24 protein-coding genes are annotated in these 21,701 nt (G+C 35.9%); 17 read left to right on the top strand and 7 right to left on the bottom strand.

Annotation, left to right across the window (positions count from 1 at the left end):
* Positions 1 to 32 precede the first annotated feature (32 nt).
* The 10 genes from KHA97_RS06450 (at position 33) to KHA97_RS06405 (ending at position 9,955) form a co-directional block, all read left to right on the top strand.
* Entirely contained in the window at positions 33 to 677 is a 645-nt protein-coding gene (locus KHA97_RS06450) for a helix-turn-helix transcriptional regulator (RefSeq protein WP_325167432.1), read from the top strand.
* A gap of 21 nt (positions 678 to 698) precedes the next feature.
* The gene (locus KHA97_RS06445) at positions 699 to 1,505 is read left to right on the top strand and encodes a pyruvate, water dikinase regulatory protein (protein WP_213123873.1); all 807 of its coding nucleotides are present in this window, start codon (positions 699 to 701) and stop codon (positions 1,503 to 1,505) included.
* Between the two features lie 218 nt (positions 1,506 to 1,723).
* A complete protein-coding gene (locus KHA97_RS06440) occupies positions 1,724 to 2,200 on the top strand; it encodes a YaiI/YqxD family protein (RefSeq protein WP_325167431.1) in 477 nt (158 codons plus the stop codon).
* 53 nt (positions 2,201 to 2,253) lie between these two features.
* Positions 2,254 to 4,059 (top strand): DNA primase, encoded by a 1,806-nt coding sequence (gene dnaG, locus KHA97_RS06435; protein WP_213123872.1) that lies wholly within the window; start codon positions 2,254 to 2,256, stop codon positions 4,057 to 4,059.
* Between the two features lie 62 nt (positions 4,060 to 4,121).
* On the top strand, positions 4,122 to 5,255 hold the full coding sequence (gene rpoD, locus KHA97_RS06430) for an RNA polymerase sigma factor RpoD (RefSeq protein WP_213123871.1): 1,134 nt from the start codon (positions 4,122 to 4,124) through the stop codon (positions 5,253 to 5,255).
* Positions 5,256 to 5,457: 202 nt separating this feature from the next.
* The gene (locus tag KHA97_RS06425) at positions 5,458 to 5,994 is read left to right on the top strand and encodes a hypothetical protein (protein WP_213123870.1); all 537 of its coding nucleotides are present in this window, start codon (positions 5,458 to 5,460) and stop codon (positions 5,992 to 5,994) included.
* 426 nt (positions 5,995 to 6,420) lie between these two features.
* A complete protein-coding gene (locus KHA97_RS06420) occupies positions 6,421 to 7,563 on the top strand; it encodes an acyl-CoA dehydrogenase family protein (protein WP_213123869.1) in 1,143 nt (380 codons plus the stop codon).
* Positions 7,564 to 7,701: 138 nt separating this feature from the next.
* Positions 7,702 to 8,052, top strand: coding sequence for a cytochrome c550 (cccA, locus tag KHA97_RS06415; protein WP_213123868.1), 351 nt, complete (start codon positions 7,702 to 7,704; stop codon positions 8,050 to 8,052).
* 83 nt (positions 8,053 to 8,135) lie between these two features.
* Positions 8,136 to 8,840, top strand: a complete 705-nt coding sequence (locus tag KHA97_RS06410) for a tRNA (adenine(22)-N(1))-methyltransferase (protein ID WP_213123867.1) — start codon at positions 8,136 to 8,138, stop codon at positions 8,838 to 8,840.
* The gene (locus KHA97_RS06405) at positions 8,837 to 9,955 is read left to right on the top strand and encodes a Nif3-like dinuclear metal center hexameric protein (RefSeq protein WP_213123866.1); all 1,119 of its coding nucleotides are present in this window, start codon (positions 8,837 to 8,839) and stop codon (positions 9,953 to 9,955) included. Before KHA97_RS06410 ends, KHA97_RS06405 begins: the two co-directional genes overlap by 4 nt.
* Positions 9,956 to 10,052: 97 nt before the next feature.
* Here KHA97_RS06405 and KHA97_RS06400 read toward each other — a convergent pair whose 3' ends face one another.
* Together KHA97_RS06400 and vrrA are read right to left on the bottom strand one after the other, a co-directional pair.
* Entirely contained in the window at positions 10,053 to 11,009 is a 957-nt protein-coding gene (locus KHA97_RS06400) for a 4-hydroxy-3-methylbut-2-enyl diphosphate reductase (RefSeq protein ID WP_213123865.1), read from the bottom strand.
* Positions 11,010 to 11,112: 103 nt separating this feature from the next.
* Entirely contained in the window at positions 11,113 to 11,709 is a 597-nt protein-coding gene (vrrA, locus tag KHA97_RS06395) for a VrrA/YqfQ family protein (RefSeq protein WP_213123864.1), read from the bottom strand.
* 187 nt (positions 11,710 to 11,896) lie between these two features.
* On the opposite strand from vrrA, the gene KHA97_RS06390 reads away from it, so the two are divergent.
* Together KHA97_RS06390 and KHA97_RS06385 are read left to right on the top strand one after the other, a co-directional pair.
* Positions 11,897 to 13,210, top strand: a complete 1,314-nt coding sequence (locus KHA97_RS06390; RefSeq protein WP_213123863.1) for a DEAD/DEAH box helicase — start codon at positions 11,897 to 11,899, stop codon at positions 13,208 to 13,210.
* An 18-nt stretch (positions 13,211 to 13,228) separates the two neighbouring features.
* Complete coding sequence (locus tag KHA97_RS06385; protein WP_213123862.1) at positions 13,229 to 14,131, top strand: deoxyribonuclease IV; 903 nt, start codon at positions 13,229 to 13,231, stop codon at positions 14,129 to 14,131.
* A gap of 84 nt (positions 14,132 to 14,215) precedes the next feature.
* Here KHA97_RS06385 and KHA97_RS06380 read toward each other — a convergent pair whose 3' ends face one another.
* Positions 14,216 to 14,470 carry a DUF2624 domain-containing protein gene (locus KHA97_RS06380; protein WP_213123861.1) on the bottom strand — a complete coding sequence of 85 codons (255 nt, stop codon included), beginning with the start codon at positions 14,468 to 14,470 and terminating at the stop codon, positions 14,216 to 14,218.
* 133 nt (positions 14,471 to 14,603) lie between these two features.
* Between KHA97_RS06380 and KHA97_RS06375 the strand changes: the two genes are divergently transcribed.
* The 3 genes from KHA97_RS06375 to KHA97_RS06365 are packed head-to-tail and all read left to right on the top strand — an operon-like array spanning position 14,604 to position 16,676.
* Positions 14,604 to 15,398, top strand: coding sequence for a metal ABC transporter ATP-binding protein (locus tag KHA97_RS06375; protein WP_213123860.1), 795 nt, complete (start codon positions 14,604 to 14,606; stop codon positions 15,396 to 15,398).
* Positions 15,395 to 16,246 carry a metal ABC transporter permease gene (locus tag KHA97_RS06370; protein WP_213123859.1) on the top strand — a complete coding sequence of 284 codons (852 nt, stop codon included), beginning with the start codon at positions 15,395 to 15,397 and terminating at the stop codon, positions 16,244 to 16,246. Before KHA97_RS06375 ends, KHA97_RS06370 begins: the two co-directional genes overlap by 4 nt.
* A 4-nt stretch (positions 16,247 to 16,250) precedes the next feature.
* The gene (locus KHA97_RS06365; protein WP_213123858.1) at positions 16,251 to 16,676 is read left to right on the top strand and encodes a Fur family transcriptional regulator; all 426 of its coding nucleotides are present in this window, start codon (positions 16,251 to 16,253) and stop codon (positions 16,674 to 16,676) included.
* A 110-nt stretch (positions 16,677 to 16,786) separates the two neighbouring features.
* Here the strand turns inward: KHA97_RS06365 and KHA97_RS06360 are convergent, their stop codons facing one another.
* The 4 genes from KHA97_RS06360 to KHA97_RS24400 form a co-directional block, all read right to left on the bottom strand.
* Complete coding sequence (locus KHA97_RS06360; protein WP_213123857.1) at positions 16,787 to 17,377, bottom strand: hypothetical protein; 591 nt, start codon at positions 17,375 to 17,377, stop codon at positions 16,787 to 16,789.
* A 65-nt stretch (positions 17,378 to 17,442) separates the two neighbouring features.
* Entirely contained in the window at positions 17,443 to 18,546 is a 1,104-nt protein-coding gene (gene ispG, locus KHA97_RS06355) for a flavodoxin-dependent (E)-4-hydroxy-3-methylbut-2-enyl-diphosphate synthase (protein WP_213124333.1), read from the bottom strand.
* A 117-nt stretch (positions 18,547 to 18,663) separates the two neighbouring features.
* Entirely contained in the window at positions 18,664 to 18,999 is a 336-nt protein-coding gene (locus KHA97_RS06350) for a hypothetical protein (RefSeq protein WP_213123856.1), read from the bottom strand.
* A gap of 53 nt (positions 19,000 to 19,052) precedes the next feature.
* A complete protein-coding gene (locus KHA97_RS24400) occupies positions 19,053 to 19,562 on the bottom strand; it encodes a DUF1189 family protein (protein ID WP_213123855.1) in 510 nt (169 codons plus the stop codon).
* A gap of 199 nt (positions 19,563 to 19,761) precedes the next feature.
* On the opposite strand from KHA97_RS24400, the gene sodA reads away from it, so the two are divergent.
* Both sodA and KHA97_RS06335 read left to right on the top strand, forming a co-directional pair.
* Positions 19,762 to 20,370 carry a superoxide dismutase SodA gene (gene sodA / locus KHA97_RS06340; RefSeq protein WP_213123854.1) on the top strand — a complete coding sequence of 203 codons (609 nt, stop codon included), beginning with the start codon at positions 19,762 to 19,764 and terminating at the stop codon, positions 20,368 to 20,370.
* A gap of 110 nt (positions 20,371 to 20,480) precedes the next feature.
* Positions 20,481 to 21,692 (top strand): MFS transporter, encoded by a 1,212-nt coding sequence (locus tag KHA97_RS06335; RefSeq protein ID WP_213123853.1) that lies wholly within the window; start codon positions 20,481 to 20,483, stop codon positions 21,690 to 21,692.
* The last annotated feature ends 9 nt before the right edge of the window (positions 21,693 to 21,701 follow it).

The raw sequence follows: 21,701 nt of genomic DNA, 5'->3' as shown, positions 1-21,701 counted from the left end.
GACTTGTGCCTCTTAAGCGCAAGTCCGGTTCCATATTGGTGGTGAGTACAATCGAATTAAGTAATAGACAGGAAAAAATTATGCAAATCGTTAAAGATTTTGGACCTATTACGGGGGAAAGCATCGCAGAAAAGCTTTGTTTGACCCGGGCTACACTGAGACCTGATTTAGCTATATTAACGATGACAGGCTTTCTCGACGCTCGGCCAAGAGTAGGATATTTTCATACTGGAAAAAATAGCAATCATTTACTAGCTGAAAAGCTTAAAAAAATGGTAGTGGAAGGTTATGAATCGACTCCAGTTCTTATTAATGAAAATGTATCAGTATATGATGCCATTGTAACGGTATTTTCAGAAGACGTTGGAACACTCTTTGTTACTGATTCCAATTCTCATCTTGTTGGAGTTTTATCAAGGAAAGATTTACTTAGAGCAAGTATTGGTCAACAAAAGCTATCCACACTTCCTATAAATATTATCATGACAAGAATGCCTAATATAACGACTTGTCAAAAAAATGATCTTCTTATTGATGTAGCTAAAAAATTGATAAATGCACAAATAGACGCCATACCCGTCATTGAAGAAGCAGCAAATGGGATTAAAGTAGTTGGGAGAATTACCAAAACAAATATAACTAGGGTTTTCGTTGAATTAACTGAGAATGATGGATAAAGGTTAAGAAAGGATATAATGATGGCAGAACCTATTATTTATGTTGTATCTGATTCTGTTGGGGAAACGGCTGAGCTTGTAACGAAGGCTGCCATAAGCCAATTCAATGGTTCTAATGCATTAATAAAACGTATTCCATACGTGGAAGAACGTAGTCATATTGACGATATTATTTGTTCAGCTAAGAAGGATCATGGCATGATTGTTTATACATTAGTAAAGCCTGAAATTAGAGGATATATGAAAACAATGACAGAAATACATAAAATTAATGGAATTGACATTATGGGCCCTCTAATGGATACGTTTGAAAAAACATTTGAATATGCACCTTTAAATCAACCTGGATTAGTAAGGATGTTAGATGAAGATTATTTTAAACGGGTTGAAGCAATTGAATTTGCTGTGAAATATGATGACGGACGTGATCCGAGAGGATTATTAAGCGCAGACATTATTTTAGTTGGTGTTTCTAGAACATCGAAAACGCCTTTATCACAATACCTTGCTTTAAAAAGCTATAAAGTTGCAAACGTACCAGTAGTACCGGAAATTGATCCACCGGAAGAATTATTTAAAGTAGATCCTAAAAGATGTATTGGTTTGAAGATTAGTCCAGAAAAATTGAATCATATTCGCAGGGAAAGATTAATTTCTCTTGGATTGGATGATTCAGCAAGCTATGCCAATATTGAAAGAATAAAACGTGAAATTGATTATTTTGATGCAATTGCCAATCGAATAAATTGTAGAGTTATTGATGTAACGAATAAAGCAGTCGAGGAGACTGCCAATATTATAATAAATTTAATGCAAAGGGAGAAATAAAGCACAACTTTTGTTGTGTTTTTCCTATTTAATAATGGCAAAAATCAAAAAGATAAGATATAATAAAAAATTGTGTTTGAAAATATAAAAAAAGGTTTAGACTTGGTATTTCAGGAATAAACTAATTATTGTGTTTAACATATTTTTTATCCAAGAAAAAACGACACGATTCCTTAAAGACTTTCCTAACTAAGAAGGAATCACAGGAGTGATGTAGAATTATTAATAATAACCGCATTACTTCCACGATTTATGTAGATGCGGATGCATGCCCTGTTAAATCAGATATTTCTCTTATAGCGCAAGAGTTTATGGTTCACGTGCGTTTCATCGCTTCTTATGACCACCACATCTCGAATAGGGAGGAGGAAAGCGGTGAGTGGATTTTTGTGGATCCCGGAAAGGATTCTGCAGATTTATATATCCTTAATCAAATTAAACGCAATGATGTACTCATAACACAAGATATCGGTCTTGCTAGTCTTGCCTTAGCAAAAGGTGTTTATGCACTTTCACCTAGGGGAACGGAATATAGGGAAGAATCCATTCAGACAGCACTTAATTTTCGGTATCTAGCTGCTAGAGAAAGAGAAAGAGGAAATTATGGTAAAGGGCCAAAACCCTTTAATTCACACGATAGACAAAACTTTCAAAAATGTTTTCGTAGATTATTGTCGAAAATTGAAGGAGTTTAAGAATTAGTGTCGAATATGACATAAGTTAGATTATAAAAATGGGGATGTTTTTTTTGGCAATAAGAATTCCTGAAGAGAAAATCAATGAAATCAAGCAATCAGTTGATATCGTTGAAGTTATAAGTGACTACGTCCAGTTAAAAAAGCAAGGACGGAATTACTTTGGTTTATGCCCTTTTCACGGAGAAAACACACCATCGTTTTCAGTATCCGCCGAAAAACAAATTTTCCACTGTTTTGGATGTGGGGCAGGAGGTAATGTCTTTACCTTTATAACGGAAATTGAAGGAGTTTCTTTTCAGGAAGCTGCTGAAACAATTGCAAAAAAAGGTAATGTTGCACTAGATCTAGAAATAACAAAAGATCCTATTGAAAACCAACTTCCAAAAGAACACTCCTTAATGATAGAAGCCCATGAATTACTGGCTAAATTTTATCATCACTTACTTTTAAATACGAATGAAGGCGCAGAAGCTCTTGATTATTTATTAAAAAGAGGTTTTACAAAAGAAAACATTCAAAATTTTAGAGTTGGATATTCTTTGCCTGGGTGGGACTTTGCCGTGAAATATTTAGAAAATCGTGGCTTTTCCCATGAAATAATGGAAAAAGCTGGACTAATAAGTGTTCGTGAAAAAGATGGTTCCTATTTTGACCGTTTTCGAGATCGGCTTATGTTCCCTCTTCATGATTCAAAAGGTAGGATTGTAGCATTTTCTGCTCGAGCCTTAACGGAAGAAAATCAACCTAAATATTTAAATACTCCCGAAACAGTACTCTTTAATAAAAGTTCACTGCTTTATAACTACTACAATGCAAGAAGTCATATTCGAAAACAAGGTAATGTTGTGTTATTTGAAGGTTTTGCTGATGTGATTTCGGCTGACTCCGCTGGTGTGAAAAACGGCGTTGCAGTGATGGGAACAGCGTTAACGGAGAAACATGTCCAGTTATTGAATAGATTGACCAACTCAGTCACACTTTGCTTCGATTCGGATTCAGCAGGTGAGGAAGCAGCATACCGTTCCGGTTTATTGCTTGCTAATTATGCAATTGATATAAACGTGGCGATCATGCCAGACAAGCTTGATCCTGATGACTACATTCGCAAATACGGGCCAGAGAAATTCCGTGAAAATGTAATAGGGAATGCGCAAACTTGGATGGCATACAAACTTCATTATTTTCGTAAAGGGAAAAATCTTCAAAATGAAGGAGAAAAGCTTAGTTATATCGAAAGAGCATTGGTAGAAATAAATGAGTTGGAAAATCCAGTAGAACGGGAATTATATTTACGTCAATTATCTGAAGAATTTTCTTTATCACTTGAAACACTCATTGAACAGCAATCACTTTTAAGTGGATCCAAGTTTAAAAAACAACAAAAAAAAATCGAACAAAGAAACACATTACAACCAAAGAAAAAAAATCAGCGATTAACAGCCCATTTAGTAGCCGAGCGCCAATTATTAGCCAGAATGCTCCGCGATGAAGATCTGGCATACCGAATAATGGAAATGTTAGGTGATACAACCTTTCATATAGATGAGCATCAAGCAATATTAACATATTTATTTGGGTATTATGAAGAAGGAAACCGTCCTGATCCAAGTCTGTTTTTAAATTATTTGCCGGATAAAAAACTCAGGACAATCGTGTCTGAAATCGAAATGTTGGCAATCAATGATGAATATAGTGAAAAAGAATTAGAAGATTACGTAAGTTATGTGTTGAAACAGCCTAAGTTGTTAATGATAAAGGAAAAGCAAGCAGAACAAAAGGCGGCTGAAAGAAAAAACGATTTTGCAAAAGCACTTGAAATTGCTAAAGAAATAATTGAACTTAAAAAATCTCTGTAATGAAATTATTATAGCTTTATTTGATTAATGTAAATGTGCAATCGTCGGAAGGAGGAGGACGCATGGCTGAAAAATCAGCACGTTCCAATGATACAGATTTAGAACTAACTGTAGAACAATCAAAAGATCAATTAATTGAGCAAGGAAAAAAACGCGGTACTTTAACATATGAGAAAATTGCAGAAAAATTATCTCATTTTGACTTAGATTCTCATCAAATGGATGAGTTTTATGAACTATTAACTGATCAGGGCATCGAACTACTAGAAGAAGCGGATGAAGAGGGTGATGATCCTAATCCAGATGCAACTCAAAAAGAGAGTGAAGAAGAATTCGATTTAAATGATTTAAGCGTACCTCCAGGAGTAAAAATAAATGACCCTGTCCGAATGTATTTAAAAGAAATTGGACGAGTGGATCTTCTATCAGCAGAAGAAGAAATTGAATTGGCTAAGCGGATTGAAAAAGGTGACGAGGAAGCTAAAAAAAGGCTTGCAGAGGCGAATTTAAGGTTAGTAGTAAGTATTGCAAAGCGCTATGTTGGCCGTGGGATGTTATTTTTGGATTTGATCCAAGAAGGAAATATGGGGCTTATTAAAGCCGTTGAGAAATTTGACTATGATAAAGGTTTTAAATTCAGTACTTACGCAACATGGTGGATTCGTCAGGCTATTACACGAGCTATAGCTGACCAAGCCCGGACTATTCGCATTCCTGTTCATATGGTAGAGACGATTAATAAATTAATCAGGGTTCAGCGTCAATTACTACAAGATTTGGGCCGTGAACCATCACCTGAAGAAATTGCCGAGGAAATGGATTTAACTCCCGAAAAAGTTCGAGAAATATTAAAAATAGCACAAGAACCAGTATCATTAGAAACGCCAATTGGAGAAGAAGATGATTCCCATTTAGGTGATTTCATTGAAGATCAGGAAGCAACTTCTCCATCCGAGCATGCCGCATACGAGTTACTAAAAGAACAGCTTGAAGATGTTCTCGATACGTTAACAGATAGAGAAGAAAACGTACTACGTCTCCGTTTTGGACTAGATGATGGACGTACTCGTACTCTCGAAGAAGTTGGAAAAGTATTCGGCGTTACAAGAGAAAGAATTAGGCAGATAGAAGCAAAAGCGTTGAGAAAACTTCGCCATCCAAGTAGGAGTAAGCGACTTAAAGACTTTTTGGAATAAAAATTATATCGGTTTACTTCTGGCAACAGAAGTAAACTTTTTTCTTTATGTAAGAGATCATAGATCTTTGTAAGTAAAAAATTTTTAGATTAGGCAAGTCTCACTTAGCCCCTCGAGGTTAAATAACCTTAGTCAAAATAAAAGCCAAAATAGGGAGGCGCTTGCTCTTTTCTAATATCTTACATACAAAGGGGGAGTCCCAATGGATGATAAAAGAAAAAATATTATTTTAAAAGAAATTTCTTTTTGGAAACAAAATAACATGCTTCCTGAACACTATTGTAATTATTTAATGGCTCTTTACACAGAAGGTCAAGAGGAATTACAGGCTAAGGTAGAAAAAAGAAAAATTCACTTTAATATGGAAATCTTTTTTAGTTTGCTGTATCTAGCTTTAATTGGAACAATGATTGTAATTACATATATTACAGATGTTTCGTTCACAATGCAAACGCTTTTTTTGTCAATTTCTTTATGCATATTAATTATTTCTTTTTTTATTTTTAGAAAAAAGAATAAAAGTCGTTTGCTCATTTTTATTACTGGTGCTTTTTTATTCCTTTTGTATACTATTCAAATAAATGATTCCTTTTTTTCAGCTAGTGAGAAAAGTTTATATATTATGTTGTTGCTCAATTGTGCTATTTGGATAATAGGCGGAATTTGGCGCAAGAAGCTTTTTTTTATTATCGCAGGAACAATTGCGGTAATAGCTTTGATTATTTTTATGTTTTTATAGTGAATCGTTCTTATTTTTATTTGCTAAGAATATGTTTAGGTAAGGCAGGCGCTTGCGCTTTTTGTAGCTCCCGTCTAGCTCCAGCGCCTAGCGACTAGCAAACTTTCGGTTTCTTCCTACGATAAGTCAACATCGACTCGCCTTTTATGTCTAGCTACAGGCGCCAGCCCCTCGAGGTCATAAACCCGCGTCAATAAAGTCAAAGAGCGACTTTTTTGCCTCAGAACATTTGCTTGTCGGAGGCCCGCAGGATGCGGGTCAGGAAGGCGTTGCAACAGGACGTTGCGTACTTAGCCTTTCTTCTTTTATTCAGGCGCCTTCCGCTTTTCGTGGCTCATCGTGTTTCCTTTATCTCGTCAGAACCCTAAAAAGTTTGTACGTCACTGAACAGGCGCTTACGCTTTTGAGCTGAAGGAGGCTTGGCAAATGAATTTTGATTTATCGCCAGAGCAGTTGATGATCAAAAGGATGATTCAAGAATTTGCACAAGATGAAGTTGCAATTGGTGCAGTTAAACGAGATAGAGAAAAGCTGTTTCCAAAAAAAATTATTGAGCAACTAGCAGAATTAGGATTGATGGGCTTGCCATTTCCAGAAAAATACGGTGGAGCAGGTGCAGATACAATAAGCTTTGCCATTGTTACAGAAGAACTAAGCAGAGCTTGTGGTTCGACAGGAATTACATATTCTGCTCATATTTCCCTTGGCGGAGCTCCTATCTATTTATTTGGAACAGAAGAACAGAGGGAAAAATATTTAGTACCACTTTGTATGGGAAATTCACTTGGTGCTTTTGGTCTTACAGAGCCAAATGCAGGATCAGATGCCGGGGGCACAAACACGACTGCTTTTAAGAAGGATAATGAGTATATTATAAATGGGAATAAATGTTTTATTACAAATGCCAGTTATGCAAAATTCCTTGCATTAACCGCAGTAACAGGAATGAAAAATGGAAGAAAAGACATCAGTGCTATCATTGTACCGACAGATACTAATGGATTTACCATTGTTGATCAATATGAAAAGATGGGTTTAAATGCGTCAAATACGACCGAATTAGTTTTGGAGGATGTAATGGTTCCGACTGAAAATCTACTAGGAAAAGAAGGGGAAGGCTTTAAACAGTTCCTGCAAACATTGGATGGCGGGCGTATTGGTATTGGTGCAATGGCTGTAGGAATTGCTCAGGCAGCCTTTGAAAAGGCATTAGCTTATTCAAAAGAAAGAAAGCAATTTGGTAAATCCTTGTCTCAATTTCAAATTACTCAATTTAAAATGGCAGATATGGCTCTAAAAATTGAACTGGCGAGAAATATGGTATATAAAGCTGCATGGTTAAAAGATCAAAGGAGACCGTTTTCCAAAGAGGCGTCAATGTGCAAATTATACGCTTCGGAAATATGCATGGAAATTACTAATCAAGCAGTACAAATCCTAGGTGGATATGGATATATGAGGGAATTTGAAGTCGAACGTATGATGAGAGATGCAAAACTATTAGAAATTGGCGAAGGAACATCTGAGATACAGCGAATGGTTATTGCTCGAGAAGTTGGTTGTATGTAAGTTAATGTTTGTCTAAAATTCGAAAAAAGAATGAAAATTAAGGGCTAAGGCTTTCCCTTCTGACTTATTTCGAGTAAAATATAGATGTTTGTTGCATAATTGATATTATACGTAGTTCATACATAAGGAGGGTAAGTCATGAAACGTAATCCAATTGTTCCATATATTTTAATTATGGTTATGGGACTTGTTCTCGTATTTTTCCTTAGCATTAAAGGAATTGGCGATGCAAAAGAAATTGCGAAGGAAGCTGAAGGCGGGGAAGAAGTAGCCGCGGAGTTTAATGCTGAAGAAACTAGTAAAACGTGTATTTCATGTCATGGTGAAAACCTTGAAGGTACAGCCGGGGCTCCAAAACTGCGTGGTGCTGGTTTAAAGAAGGAGCATATCGCAGATGTATTAACAAATGGTCAAGGTACAATGCCAGCAGGATTAGTTCCAGCAGAACATATTGATGAAATGGCAGAATGGGTAGCGAATTTAAAATAATAATAATAAATTCACATTCCTTTAAAGAGTTCTTTGCATTTTGCAAAGAACTCTTTTATCGTATTATAAGAGGTGGAATTCATATGAATATAGAAAAGCTATCAAAAAGATTGGAAACTGTAACTTCTTTTATTCATAACGGTATGAAGATTGCCGATATTGGCTCTGATCATGCATATTTGCCATGTTATGCTGTAAGAAAAGGAATAGCTAAATCAGCTATAGCAGGGGAAGTTGTAGACGGACCATTTCAATCTGCATTACATCAAGTTGCAAAGACAGGTTTAACAGAACATATTTCAGTTAGAAAAGGAGATGGCCTTGAGGTTATCAACCCTTATGAAGTAGACTGCATCATAATTGCTGGGATGGGCGGAACGTTGATAGCAGATATTTTAGAAAGAGGAAAGAGTAAGCTTGAAGGGGTAACAAGATTAATTCTCCAACCAAATGTCGGTGCGGAAAATGTTCGAAAGTGGCTGTACCATCATAACTGGCAGCTGATAGATGAAAAAATAGTTGAAGAAGATGGAAAGTTTTATGAAGTGTTGGTTGCAGATTTTGGTAACCCAGCATTCCCATATAAAAACCTAGAAAAAGAATTCCTGTTAGGACCATTTTTATTACAAAATAAAAATGAAGCATTTATCAAAAAGTGGGAGTTAGAGCTGCTTCAATGGAAGAACATTTTAAGTAAATTGGAAAAAGCGGTTGACAGGGCAAAAACAAATGAAAAAAGAAAAGAGATTACTAAAAAAATCAATATCGTCCGGGAGGAACTGGAATGAAAAAAATAAATGGTTTTGAATTAATCCAATTATTCGAGGAATTCGCTCCTAAGGATTATGCACTAGAAGGGGATCCGATTGGGCTGCAAATTGGTACTCTTAACAAGCCTATTCAAAATGTTATGATTGCGCTAGATGTATTGGATGAAGTTGTACAAGAAGCCATAGAAAAAAAAGTAGATTTAATCATTGCCCATCATCCGCTTATTTATCGTCCTTTGAAAAACATACATACAGATAAGGCAAGTGGAAAAATAATCGAAATGCTTATTAAGCATGATATTACTGTATATGCCGCTCATACAAATCTAGATGTTGCCTCAGGAGGCGTTAATGATATGCTTGCCGAAGCACTAGGGCTGAAAAATACATCTGTATTAGTGCCAACATATGAAGAAACGTTGAAGAAACTCGCCGTCTATGTGCCTAAAGAAAATGAAGCGGAAATTCTTTCTGCTTTAGGTGATGCCGGCGCAGGAGCAATTGGAGCTTATAGTCATTGTTCATATTCATCAGAAGGAATGGGAAGATTTTTGCCAGGAGAAAATACTAACCCACACATTGGCGAAAAAGGAAAATTAGAAACAGTCCATGAGGTGAAAATAGAAACGGTATTTCCTGCAAAAAAGGAAAAAAGAATAATATCTGCGATGTTACATGCTCATCCCTATGAAGAACCTGCCTACGATATATATGAATTAACTCAGAAAGGGAAAGTGTTGGGATTGGGGAAAATTGGGGAGTTACAAAACGAGATGAACCTCAACCAGTTTGCATCCTTCGTAAAAGAAGCACTAGACTCTCCAGGAGTGCGTGTAGTTGGTAATCTAAACGATAAAATAAAAAAAGTCGCGGTGCTTGGTGGAGATGGAAACAAATATTATTCTACTGCAAAATTTAGTGGGGCAGATGTTTATGTAACTGGCGATATATACTATCATACTGCACATGATGCTATGAATATAGGACTTAACATGATTGATCCAGGGCATAACGTAGAAAAAATCATGAAAAAAGGGACAGTAGAAGTGCTTAAGAAGATGAGTGAAAATAGGAATTACGACGTAACTATTTTTCCTTCTGAATTGGATACGAATCCATTTGCTTTTATTTGATGTGGCAATGATAGGTTGCACGGAGCGGATATCAAGTTTTAATCACATTAAAAAACAACAAGGAGCTGAATTTTATCGGCTCCTTTTATTGTTAATATTATTTAATTGATAATTTTGGATTTCTTACTTTAGGTAAAATTTTGCTAAGAGGCACATTGTTTTCTTTTACCCAAGTTGATTGATCGAATGGATTAAACTGTTCTATAAATGTAATGACTTCTCTTACAATTGGAGTAGGGGTTGAAGCACCAGCAGTAACAGCTACAGTACTAGCATTCTTTATCCAATCTATTTCAATTTCCGTGACATCACCAACACGGTAAGCTCTCGTCCCTGCAATTTCTTTTGAAACTTGAGCAAGACGATTCGAATTATTGCTCATAGGATCACCAACGACAATAAGTACATCAGCTTCACCTGCTTGTTCTGCAACAGCTTCTTGGCGAACTTGAGTAGCAAGGCAAATTTCTTTATGTTTTTCAGCATGAGGATATTTTTCTTTTACTCTTTCCATAATTGCCTGAACATCCCATTGGCTCATCGTCGTTTGGTTTGTAACAATAATCTTGTCATTATCCACTTGTAATTCCTCAACATCATCCATCGTTTCAACAAGATGGACAGCATGTGGAGCAACTCCAACTGCACCTTCAGGCTCAGGATGCCCTTTTTTTCCAATGTATATGACATCGTAGCCTTCAGTCTCTTTTTCTCTTATAAGATCATGCGTACGTGTCACATCAGGACATGTCGCATCAATCGTAACAAGCCCTTTCTTCTTGGCAAGCTCCCTCACTTCAGGTGAGACCCCATGGGCAGTAAAAATAACAGTTCCACTATCTACCTTTTCCAATATCTCTTTACGATTTGGACCATCTAATGTAATGATGCCATCTTCCTCGAAAGCATCCGTAACATGTTTATTATGAACAATCATGCCGAGTATATATATGGGACGCGGCAATGTTTTATCTAAAGCGGCATTGCGCGCAATTACCATAGCATCTACTACTCCGTAACAATAACCTCTTGGTGATATTTTAATAAGTTTCATGTAAATCCTCCTGACTAGAGGCAAATGCCTTAATCTATTGAACTCATATTTTATTATATAGGACATCTGTAAAAAAGCCAATGTATGGAGGATTTTAGAAATTTCAAGGAATATATAACTTCGGAACGGATTCTCCTTTTTTACTTTTTGTCGTTGATTGATTTACACTTTTCTTTTGTCCTTCAACTGTTTTGGATGCTTGCACGGTTGTTTTTTTTGTTGTTTCCTTTTTTTCTTTTGGAGAGGCTTCTTTTTTGGTTTTCTCTGATTTTAAATTTGTATCCTTAGAATCCGCTGAATCATCAGACGGTAAATCTTTAAATCCTTTATATAGTCTCCACATTGCCGGGAGATTCCTTACGATAGGTCCGTATTGTTGAACGAGTGGACCAATTTGCCTCGCAGTATTTAGAACATTTTGTGTATTGGTTAAGAAGCCATTAATTGAAGCAGGATTTAATCCTTGCAAAAATGAAGTTTGACCGGCTCCACGTGAAAACATGTTAGCCGCCTGAGGAACTCCGGAGGCCATTGATCCACCCTGTCTTTGAAATAGTCTTGCCAACAAATTTCCTCCACCGGCATTTTGACCCATTGGAGGCGGCCCGCCAAATCCTCTGCCGAAAGGATTTGCTCCCATAGAAGGCCCACGGAACATCGGCATTCCTCTAGGGGGCATAGGCATACGATTACCAAACATAATAAATTTCACTCCCTTCCTCTGGTTATAATATGCAGGAATGAAGTAAAAGTTTGGTTATTCGCCGTGATTCGTTTGGAATGAGCAGGCGCGTGTCTAAAAATGCTTTAGTTAGTTCAATTGTACATGTCAACTTAATAGTTTATAATGGGTCGGAGGGATTTCCCTCTATGAAGGAGTGAAAGAAATGAATAATAATAATTTTACTCAATATAATTTCAAACCATTTATCAATAATGCGATTGATGAACTAGGGTTTCGCAGCCCAACTGAAATTCAGAGAAAAATAATACCTGTCATACTAAAAGGCGAAAGTGCCATCGGACAATCACAAACTGGAACAGGGAAGACACACTCATATCTATTTCCATTGCTTGAATCAATCAATCCAAGTATTCAGCAAGTGCAGGCTGTTATTACGGCCCCTACAAGAGAGCTTTCCAATCAAATTTATCATGAAATTTTAAAAATTGTAAAACATGATGAAGAAAACAAAATTACAGCAAGATGTTATATTGGCGGAACGGACAAAAAAAGGGATATAGAGAAATTAAGGCAACAACCGCAAGTCGTTGTAGGTACCCCCGGGAGGATTAATGACCTTATTAATGAGCAAGCTTTGTTTGTTCATACTTCTTCCTTGTTAGTAGTGGATGAAGCAGATTTAATGCTGGATATGGGATTTCTTCACGATGTTGATCAAATAGCTGGCAAAATGCCAAAGGATTTACAAATGTTAGTGTTTTCTGCGACTATTCCTGAAAAATTAAAACCTTTTCTAAAAAAGTATATGGAAAACCCTATTTTTGAACAAGTCGAACCACAACAATTATCAGCTAAAAATATTGAGCATATTTTAGTCCCTATAAAAAGCAGGAAAAAAATAGAATTATTAGAGGATATATTACGTTCGTATAATCCGTATTTGGCGATCGTTTTTGTTAACACGAAGGAACTGGCGGACACGATTGCTGATCAACTTATAGAACGGGGATTAAAAGTAGGCAGGCTACATGGGGATATTAGTCCACGTGAACGTAAAAGAGTCATGAAACAGATTAGAAATTTAGAGTTTCAATATATTGTTGCTACTGATCTTGCGGCAAGAGGAATCGATATAGAAGGCGTCAGTCATATTATTAATTATGAACTTCCTAGAGACCTCGATTTTTATATTCATCGTACAGGACGTACGGCAAGGGCAGGAAATAAGGGGTTAGCAGTTACAATTTATGAACCTTCTGATGAAGATGCACTTGTTCGATTAGATAAAATGGGGATTGAATTTTCTTATTTGGATCTTCAAAATGGCAACTGGGTTCAAATAACAGAACGTAATCGCAGGAAAAATCGAACGAAAATCGTTTCAGAAGAGGAAATAAAAGCAAGACAACTCGTTAGAAAACCGCAAAAAGTAAAGCCTGGATATAAAAAGAAAATGCAAGAGCAAAGAGAGCAAATCAAAAGACGTGAAAGAAAAATTAAAAATAGAAAAAAATAATAGAATGGAGAGGAAAACATGTTAAAAATCGGTTCGCACGTTTCGATGAGTGGAAAGAAAATGCTTGTAGCAGCGAGCGAGGAAGCCATTTCATATGGTGCAAATACTTTCATGATTTATACTGGAGCTCCTCAAAATACACGTAGAAAGAAAATTGAAGACCTAAATATTGAAGCTGGACAGCTTCATATGAAAGAAAATGGGATTGACGAAATTATTGTTCATGCCCCATATATTATTAATATTGGAAATACAGTTAACCCTGCTACTTTTGCATTAGGAGTCGATTTTCTACGCTCCGAAATTGATAGAACTGCTGCCATTGGCTCTAAACAAATTGTTCTTCACCCTGGAGCACATGTAGGGGAAGGTGCCGAAAAAGGAATTAAGAAAATCATTGAAGGATTAAATGAAGTTTTAACAGGAGAAGAAGAAGTACAAATTGCCCTTGAGACAATGGCTGGCAAAGGGTCTGAATGTGGAAGATCTTTTGAGGAGCTAGCGGCCATTATTGACGGAGTTCATCATAATGATAAGCTGTCAATTTGTTTTGATACTTGCCATACACATGATGCAGGATATGATATCGTAAATGATTTTGATGGAGTTCTTCAAGAATTTGATAAAGTGATTGGAATTGATCGCATAAAAGTTCTTCATATTAATGATAGTAAAAATGAACGTGGTGCGAAAAAAGATAGGCATGAAAATATTGGTTTTGGTCATATAGGATTTACGGCTTTAAGCTATATTATTAACCACCCACAATTAAAACACGTACCAAAAATATTAGAAACACCTTATGTAGGAGAGGACAAAAACAATAAAAAAGCTCCTTACAAGCATGAAATAGAGATGATAAGAAGTGGTTTGTTCAACGAGCAGCTACGTGAGGAAATTATGGAAACATTAGTTAAATAATAAAAATCGCGTGGGCTGTCTATTTTATTGTCTTATATGTAAGAAGAGACAAATAGACAGCCTTCATTTTTCTGCTATCCAGTACTATCTCGTAAATTGAATAAATAGTTTATTAATTTCTTTCGCTGTATTTGGTCCCGATATTTTTGCTACTTCTCTGATGATTTGGGATCGAGTTCGGTCATTAAAAATATCAAAATTTTTACCTCTTAAAAATGCCGCTATTTTTTCTGCTTGTGCTTTAGACACATTAATATTATACTGCTTTGCATATTTTAATAACTCCTCTGAAGTAATCACATTAATTTTCATATTAATCATATTTTGAATTAATTTCATGATGAATCACCCCTATTCAAAAATGTATGTAGGAAGGTTGTCATTAGTGCGGCTTCATTTACAAATAAAAAATAATTGTGTATAATTTCATGGAACCAAATCGTAATGATTCTTATTTTAAAGGAAGTTTTTTATGACTAACGAAACTATTATTCAAATAAAAGATGTGAATTTTCGCTACGAAAGAGAAAATGTCCTAGAACATATTGACCTTAATGTGCCAAAAGGTGCTTTTTTAGGCCTGGTTGGTCCAAATGGCTCCGGCAAGTCAACGCTTCTAAAAATTATTCTAGGGCTAATTAAACCTCAGCATGGAGAAGTGTTATTATTTGGACAGCCTCAAGCAAGATTTAAAGATTGGAATAGGATTGGCTATGTTTCGCAAAAAGCAAATTCATTTAATAGTGGATTTCCTGCATCAGTCTTTGAAGTTGTCGCGAGTGGCTTAACAGGTAAATTAGGACTTTTTCATTTCATTGGAAAAGAACAACAAAGAGAAATTAAGGAAGCCATCGCCTCTGTAGGTATGAGCCATTTTTCCAAAAAAAATATTGGAGAGCTATCCGGTGGACAGCAACAGAGAGTGTTTATTGCCCGTGCCATTGTGTCCAAACCTGATGTTCTCATACTTGATGAACCGACAGTTGGTGTAGATGAAGAAAATGTCAAATCGTTTTATCATATGCTAGAAAATTTAAATAAAGAACGTGGGATTACGTTAATCCTCGTTACCCATGATATTGGAACAATAACAAATAAGGTTACTCATATAGCATGCTTGAATAAAAAATTGCATTTCCATGGTGATGTAGAGGATTTTGAACAATTAAATACGGATGATTTATCATCTATTTATCAACATGATGTCCACCTGATTTCCCATGACCATGAGCATGTGTATATTGAAGAAGGTGGTACAACTAGATGATTTCAGCAATATTCCAATATGAATTTTTACAAAATACTTTTTTAACAGGTTTGTTAATCGGATTTATCGCTCCTTTATTAGGTACATTTATCGTTGTAAGAAGATTATCTTTAATTGCAGACGCTTTAAGTCATGTAACTTTGGCAGGTATTGCTGCAAGTTTATTTTTGAGCAAAAAAACAATGATGTTTGCTGGTATGAATCCACTCTATTTTGGGATGGGATTTTCAGTTCTTGGTTCAGTACTGATAGAAAGACTAAGAATGGTTTATAAGCATTATCAAGAATTGGCCATTCCAATCATCTTATCAGGTGGGATTGGCATAGGGGTTATTTTTATTTCACTTGCAGATGGATTCAATACCGACTTATTAAACTATTTATTCGGAAGTGTAAGTGCAGTTAGCAGAGTAGATTTATATGTAATTGTCGGGATTAGCATCTTTGTCGGATTAGTCATATTATTTTTATATAAAGAACTTTTCCTGTTATCCTTTGACGAGGAGCATGCTAAAGTTTCCGGAATTCCAGCCAGGAGTATTCATTTATTATTTATGGTTTTAATAGCGTTGGTGATCGCTGCTTCAATGCGCATAGTAGGAATATTACTTGTTTCAGCACTTATGACGTTGCCAGTTGCCGCTAGTATGCGAATAGCCAGAGGGTTTAAACAAACAATCTTTTTATCGATATTATTCGGTGAAATATCAGTAGTCGGAGGATTAATTAGTGCGTATTATTTAGATTTAGCACCTGGTGGTACGATTGTCATCATTTCGATTCTGATTCTTTTAGGAATTATTTTATATAAACGTAATCAAGGTCACAGACCCGTAAAGGTAAGGTGAGAAAATGAACGTTAATGAAGCTGTTCAAATCGTTAAAAATAAAGGTTTTAAAGTAACTGGAAAACGTGAGCGAATTCTTGAAATCTTTGCAAGGAGCGATAAATACTTAACAGCAAAGGAATTGTTAGAAATGATGAGTGATGAATATCCGGGCCTTAGCTTTGATACCATTTATCGTAATCTCTCACTATTTAATCAGCTTGGTATTCTTGAATCGACTGAATTATCAGGTGAGAAAAATTTTCGTTACACTTGTTCGCTTCACGATCACCATCATCATTTTATATGCATGGATTGCGGTAGTACAAAGGCTATTGAGGCATGCCCGATGAATTTTGTTACCGAAGATTTAAAAGACTATGATGTCGCAGACCATAAATTTGAAATTTACGGAAAGTGCCCTGAATGCAGGAAAAGCTTGGGTGCATGAACATAGAGACATGCTCAACGTCCTTCTGACCTCAGCAAAGAATTTTTCTTTTTGAACTGAGGGTTAGACGAATGAGCATGATAAAGAAAGAAGCCTTGATTAGTTAAAATCTAGGCTTCTTTTCTTATTTTATCTTCAAGTTTAATCCAGTTTTCTACCCAATTTTTTGCTTCCGCCCAACTATACACACGGATGACATTTTCCGGGGATGGCCTGCGATTGTATGGAGTATCAAATAATATCACAGGAATATTAAGCTCCTCAGAAATGTCTACAGCGTTATCATGCTTGTCCTCAAAAAAGATGTCAATATTATGTTTTTTCGCAGTCCCGACTTTATCATGGGAACCAATTAATTCAATATGATGGTACTCAATTTCATTGGTATGAAACCAAGTAGTCGTTACATCAAAAAGCGTTTGGCTTCTCGCACTAATAAAAAACAATTCATGCTCATGTACCCATTTTGATAAAACAGGTTTTGCTCCATCTGCTAATGGAGATTCTGCATACATAAGGGGTTCATTTTTAACAAACCATTGATAAAATTTTTCTTTATCAACTTGTAGGCATTCAGTCAACTCGTATTCAGTGAGATCATCTAAAGTAATATTTAATTTGAACTCTTTATTGATATGAGGAATGAGGGAAGTAGGGCAGGTTACAGTTCCATCGATATCAATTCCAAACCTCTTCTGCATATAAAAATTCATTCTCCTTTATGTATGTTAAAGAAGGAGCCGTCCCTGGACAGCCCCTCATAACATTAGTTAGGTATATTTTGCTTTTCTTCTTCTTGTTTTTTAAAGTATTCTGCAGCCATTATGTCGATTTCCTTTTTTAACTCTTCGACCATTGTAGCTTCAGGAACCTTTCTGACAGTTTTCCCTTTTTTAAATAGAAGTCCTTCTCCGCGTGCTCCTGCAATGCCGATATCTGCTTCACGGGCTTCGCCAGGTCCGTTAACCGCACATCCTAATACAGATACCTTAATAGGTGCTTTAATATTTTGGATATATTCTTCTACTTCATTTGCTATTTTAATTAAATCAATTTCGATTCTCCCGCAAGTTGGACAAGAAACAAGAGTAGCCGCATTTGAAATAAGTCCGAAAGACTTCAATAGTTCTCGTGCTACCTTAACTTCCTCAACTGGATCGGCACTAAGAGATATTCTTAACGTATTGCCAATTCCCATGCTTAGAATGGCACCGAGGCCTGCTGCACTTTTGACCGTACCAGCAAATAATGTTCCACTTTCTGTAATACCTAGATGAAGTGGATAATCAAACGCTCGTGATGCTTTTTCATATGCTTCAATCGCAAGGCGAACGTCAGATGCCTTCATGGATACGATAATATCATGAAAATCTAAATCCTCGAGAATTTGGATATGGTGTAGGGCACTCTCAACCATTCCGTCTGCAGTCGGATAACCGTATTTCTGCAGGATATGTCTTTCAAGGCTTCCCGCATTGACACCAATCCGTATAGGAATTCCTTTTGCTTTTGCAGCCTTTACAACTTCTTCAACCTTTTCGCGCTTACCGATATTGCCCGGGTTGATTCTGATTTTATCTGCTCCGCCTTCAATTGCTTTTAAGGCAAGACGATAATCGAAATGTATATCAACTACCAGTGGAATATTGATTCTTTTTTTAATTTCCGAAATCGCATTTGCAGCTCTTTCATCAGGACAGGCAACCCTTACGATTTGACAGCCCGCTTCTTCTAACCGCTCTATTTCACGTACAGTCGCATCAACATCATGAGTCTTAGTTGTCGTCATACTTTGGATAATAACTTGATCGCTTCCCCCGATTGTTAAGTTACCGACTTTCACCGGGCGCGTTTTAGAACGATGTGTAATTTCACCCAACGGTAATTCTCTCCTTTAAAAAGATAGAGATTTACTATCTCTATTGATTATAAAATACATATATATTGTATCAATCTTTATGTGAAATTGACAACACATTGGCTATATTTAACGATTTTGTTCTTGATAAAGCGGAAATTGATAGGTTTTCCCGATTTGAATTTGCTCTGGTTTCGTTCCTTCGTTTAACTCCTCGAAATCTGAAACAATTTGACTTATCGGAACAGGCAAAGGACCTTGCTGCAGCTCTTCCATAATAGAAATAACTGTATCGCCAGGTTTAATTTCAATTTTGGTAAATGGTTCATGCTCGACTGGGATCGAATTAATATCAATGAGTTTAGCTGTTTCGGCAGAACTTCTTGGAATTACACCTATTGTCAAATCATAATACACACTATATATAAGAATAGATATTGCGATAAATGCTGCGAATTTTTTCATATTTATCCCGCCTCTTCATAAGATGTATGAAGTATATGAAGGGGATGGGAAAATTATGAAAGTTTTTTTTGACGAGGTATTTTTTTAATACTAATAAATATATAAATGATACTAATCAAGATGTCGAAAAATGTACCGAATGGGATGGGTTTACTTAATATTGGTTCTAAACCGAATAGTAAAGTAGGCAAAGTAATACTAAAAGCAGTCAATCTCCAGCTTTGCCGATAGGGCAATTTCCTTTTTAATAGTTTTGCGAGTAATATAGCAACACTTGCTAATATTGATATTTTTAAAAAGAGGATCCCTATATTTAAAATAAACATGAAGATAATAAAAATAGGGAGCATAATGGCAATACTACCTGCATCAAAATCAGGTAATAGGCTTGAAGAATCCCCTTTTAATATTAATGTGTTATATAGACTTGGTAAGAAATATAGTAAAACAAGAAAAAAAGTATACTTAATGGTTTTCCCAATGCCAATAAATCTAAGTTTGGCAATGTCTTTAAATGAATACAAGCTTTTAAAAAATAACGTAAATATTGATTTTTTTTGCACTTTGTCACGCCCTTTATGTTCTATCTAACAGTTTAGATGTGAATGGGCAATATTTTCAAGTGACAAGTTCATCAGAAAGCGACTTATATATTTTTTTCAGAGCAAATAATTTGTATGCGATTACTAATTTTGGTAATCTATTAGTGTGATCATGAATCGTTAGACGATTCGAAATAATTACATAGGAGGAATATAAAAAATGGCATATGAATTACCACAATTACCTTATGGATATGATGCACTAGAACCACATATCGATAAGGAAACAATGAACATTCACCACACAAAGCATCACAACACATATGTGACAAATTTAAATAATGCTCTTGAAGGACATGAAGATTTGGCAAGCAAGTCTGTTGAAGAGTTAATTGCTGATCTAAATTCTGTTCCGGAATCCATTCGTACAGCGGTTAGAAATAATGGTGGAGGACATGCCAACCATTCATTATTCTGGAAGCTTCTTTCTCCAAATGGCGGCGGCGAACCAACAGGATCAGTTGGAGAAGCAATCAACAGCAAGTTTGGAAGCCTCGACAAGTTTAAAGAACAATTCCAAGCAGCTGGTGCAGGACGCTTTGGTTCGGGCTGGGCTTGGCTTGTGTTGAACAATGGTGAACTTGAAATTATGAGCACACCAAATCAAGATAGCCCAATTATGGAAGGCAAAACGCCTTTACTTGGCCTAGATGTTTGGGAGCATGCTTACTATTTGAAATATCAAAATCGTCGTCCTGAATATATGAGTGCATTCTGGAATGTAGTTAATTGGGACGAAGTTCAAAAACTATACGACTCTGCAAAATAAATCATTTTACTAAGAAACGAATTGCAAATATGCAATTCGTTTTCTTTTTTTAGTATTAAAACTCCCTTGTTCACTAAGAATAGAAAAGAAGAAAAAGGGGAGTTATTATTATGTTGAAGTTAAAAAGAATATTTAATGATATTGATGTAACTAAAGATTTATTGCTGTTGTTGTTAATAGGTGGGCTATATTCCTTAAGTATTTCGTTATCGAATACATTTGTAAATGTTTATTTATGGAAACAATCGAAAAGTTTTATTGATCTTGCTATATATAATTTAACGATTGTCGTCATCCAGCCTATATTCTTTATCATTGCCGGCAGATGGGCAAAAAAAGTCGATCGCGTCATAGTGCTTCGCCTAGGAGTCATTTTTCTCGCTCTTTTTTTTATCGTCGTACTGTTATTTGGAGAGAAATCCTCGCAACATCTTGTTCTTCTCGGTGCATTGCTTGGGGTCGGATATGGTTTTTACTGGCTAGCTTTCAATGTATTAACATTTGAAATAACTGAACCAGATACTAGGGATTTTTTCAATGGGTTTATGGGGGCACTTTCCTCAACAGGAGGAGTAATCGGACCGATTTCTGCGGGCTTTATCATTACGCGTTTTGTTTCTAATATTGGCTATACGATTATTTTTGCTATTTCATTAGCATTATTCTCCGCAGCTGTTATTACGAGTTTCTTTATAAATCGGAGGCCTTCATCAGGTCAATATTTATTTACGAGAATTTATAAGGAAAGAAAGAATAATAAAAATTGGCGGTTAATTACAAATGCACATTTTCTTCAAGGATTTCGGGAAGGAACGTTTGTTTTTGTCATTTCCGTCTTTGTTTTTATTGCAACAAACAATGAGCTCGCACTAGGTACGTTCGGATTAATCCATGCAGGAGTTTCTTTTATAATTTACTCGCTCGCGACAAAGCTCATAAAAAAAGATATGAGAAAGAAAATTATGGTTTTTGGTGGCTTACTTCTATATGCTTCCATTTTCATTATCGTCTTTAATCCTACATATACAAGACTGCTAATTTACGCTGCCTTTATTGGTATTGCATACCCACTCATGCTCGTCCCTTATTCCTCCATGACATACGATGCCATCGGGAAAAGTTGGAAGGCAGCGGAAATGCGAATCGAATATATAGTCGTTAGAGAACTATTTTTAAATATGGGCAGGGTTCTTTCTATTTTGGCATTCATTGCAGCTATTTCCTATTTCCTTCCTAACAAAAGTATTCCAATTTTGCTTATTATCCTTGGAGTAGGGCATACGTTGGCAGCTTTTCTTTTATTAAAGCTAAGAACAGAATAAGTTCAACTG

The sequence above is a fragment of the Lederbergia citri genome (assembly GCF_018343625.1).
Lineage (GTDB): Bacteria > Bacillota > Bacilli > Bacillales > Bacillaceae_C > Lederbergia > Lederbergia citri.
Note: the sequence above shows the minus strand (reverse complement) of the source record. Positions and strands in the feature narration are given on the sequence as shown.

Excerpts from the sequence above, each read along its gene's own strand:
- KHA97_RS06405 (WP_213123866.1), top strand. The coding sequence starts at position 8,837 with ATGAAAAAAATAAATGGTTTTGAATTAATCCAATTATTCGAGGAATTC.
- KHA97_RS06380 (WP_213123861.1), bottom strand. The coding sequence starts at position 14,470 with ATGAAATTAATTCAAAATATGATTAATATGAAAATTAATGTGATTACT.
- KHA97_RS06445 (WP_213123873.1), top strand. The coding sequence starts at position 699 with ATGGCAGAACCTATTATTTATGTTGTATCTGATTCTGTTGGGGAAACG.
- KHA97_RS06385 (WP_213123862.1), top strand. The coding sequence starts at position 13,229 with ATGTTAAAAATCGGTTCGCACGTTTCGATGAGTGGAAAGAAAATGCTT.
- KHA97_RS06420 (WP_213123869.1), top strand. The coding sequence starts at position 6,421 with ATGAATTTTGATTTATCGCCAGAGCAGTTGATGATCAAAAGGATGATT.
- KHA97_RS06370 (WP_213123859.1), top strand. The coding sequence starts at position 15,395 with ATGATTTCAGCAATATTCCAATATGAATTTTTACAAAATACTTTTTTA.
- KHA97_RS06425 (WP_213123870.1), top strand. The coding sequence starts at position 5,458 with ATGGATGATAAAAGAAAAAATATTATTTTAAAAGAAATTTCTTTTTGG.
- rpoD (WP_213123871.1), top strand. The coding sequence starts at position 4,122 with ATGGCTGAAAAATCAGCACGTTCCAATGATACAGATTTAGAACTAACT.
- sodA (WP_213123854.1), top strand. The coding sequence starts at position 19,762 with ATGGCATATGAATTACCACAATTACCTTATGGATATGATGCACTAGAA.
- KHA97_RS06375 (WP_213123860.1), top strand. The coding sequence starts at position 14,604 with ATGACTAACGAAACTATTATTCAAATAAAAGATGTGAATTTTCGCTAC.
- KHA97_RS06365 (WP_213123858.1), top strand. The coding sequence starts at position 16,251 with ATGAACGTTAATGAAGCTGTTCAAATCGTTAAAAATAAAGGTTTTAAA.
- KHA97_RS06350 (WP_213123856.1), bottom strand. The coding sequence starts at position 18,999 with ATGAAAAAATTCGCAGCATTTATCGCAATATCTATTCTTATATATAGT.
- cccA (WP_213123868.1), top strand. The coding sequence starts at position 7,702 with ATGAAACGTAATCCAATTGTTCCATATATTTTAATTATGGTTATGGGA.
- KHA97_RS06360 (WP_213123857.1), bottom strand. The coding sequence starts at position 17,377 with ATGCAGAAGAGGTTTGGAATTGATATCGATGGAACTGTAACCTGCCCT.
- KHA97_RS06410 (WP_213123867.1), top strand. The coding sequence starts at position 8,136 with ATGAATATAGAAAAGCTATCAAAAAGATTGGAAACTGTAACTTCTTTT.
- KHA97_RS06335 (WP_213123853.1), top strand. The coding sequence starts at position 20,481 with ATGTTGAAGTTAAAAAGAATATTTAATGATATTGATGTAACTAAAGAT.
- KHA97_RS06390 (WP_213123863.1), top strand. The coding sequence starts at position 11,897 with ATGAATAATAATAATTTTACTCAATATAATTTCAAACCATTTATCAAT.
- vrrA (WP_213123864.1), bottom strand. The coding sequence starts at position 11,709 with ATGTTTGGTAATCGTATGCCTATGCCCCCTAGAGGAATGCCGATGTTC.
- KHA97_RS06400 (WP_213123865.1), bottom strand. The coding sequence starts at position 11,009 with ATGAAACTTATTAAAATATCACCAAGAGGTTATTGTTACGGAGTAGTA.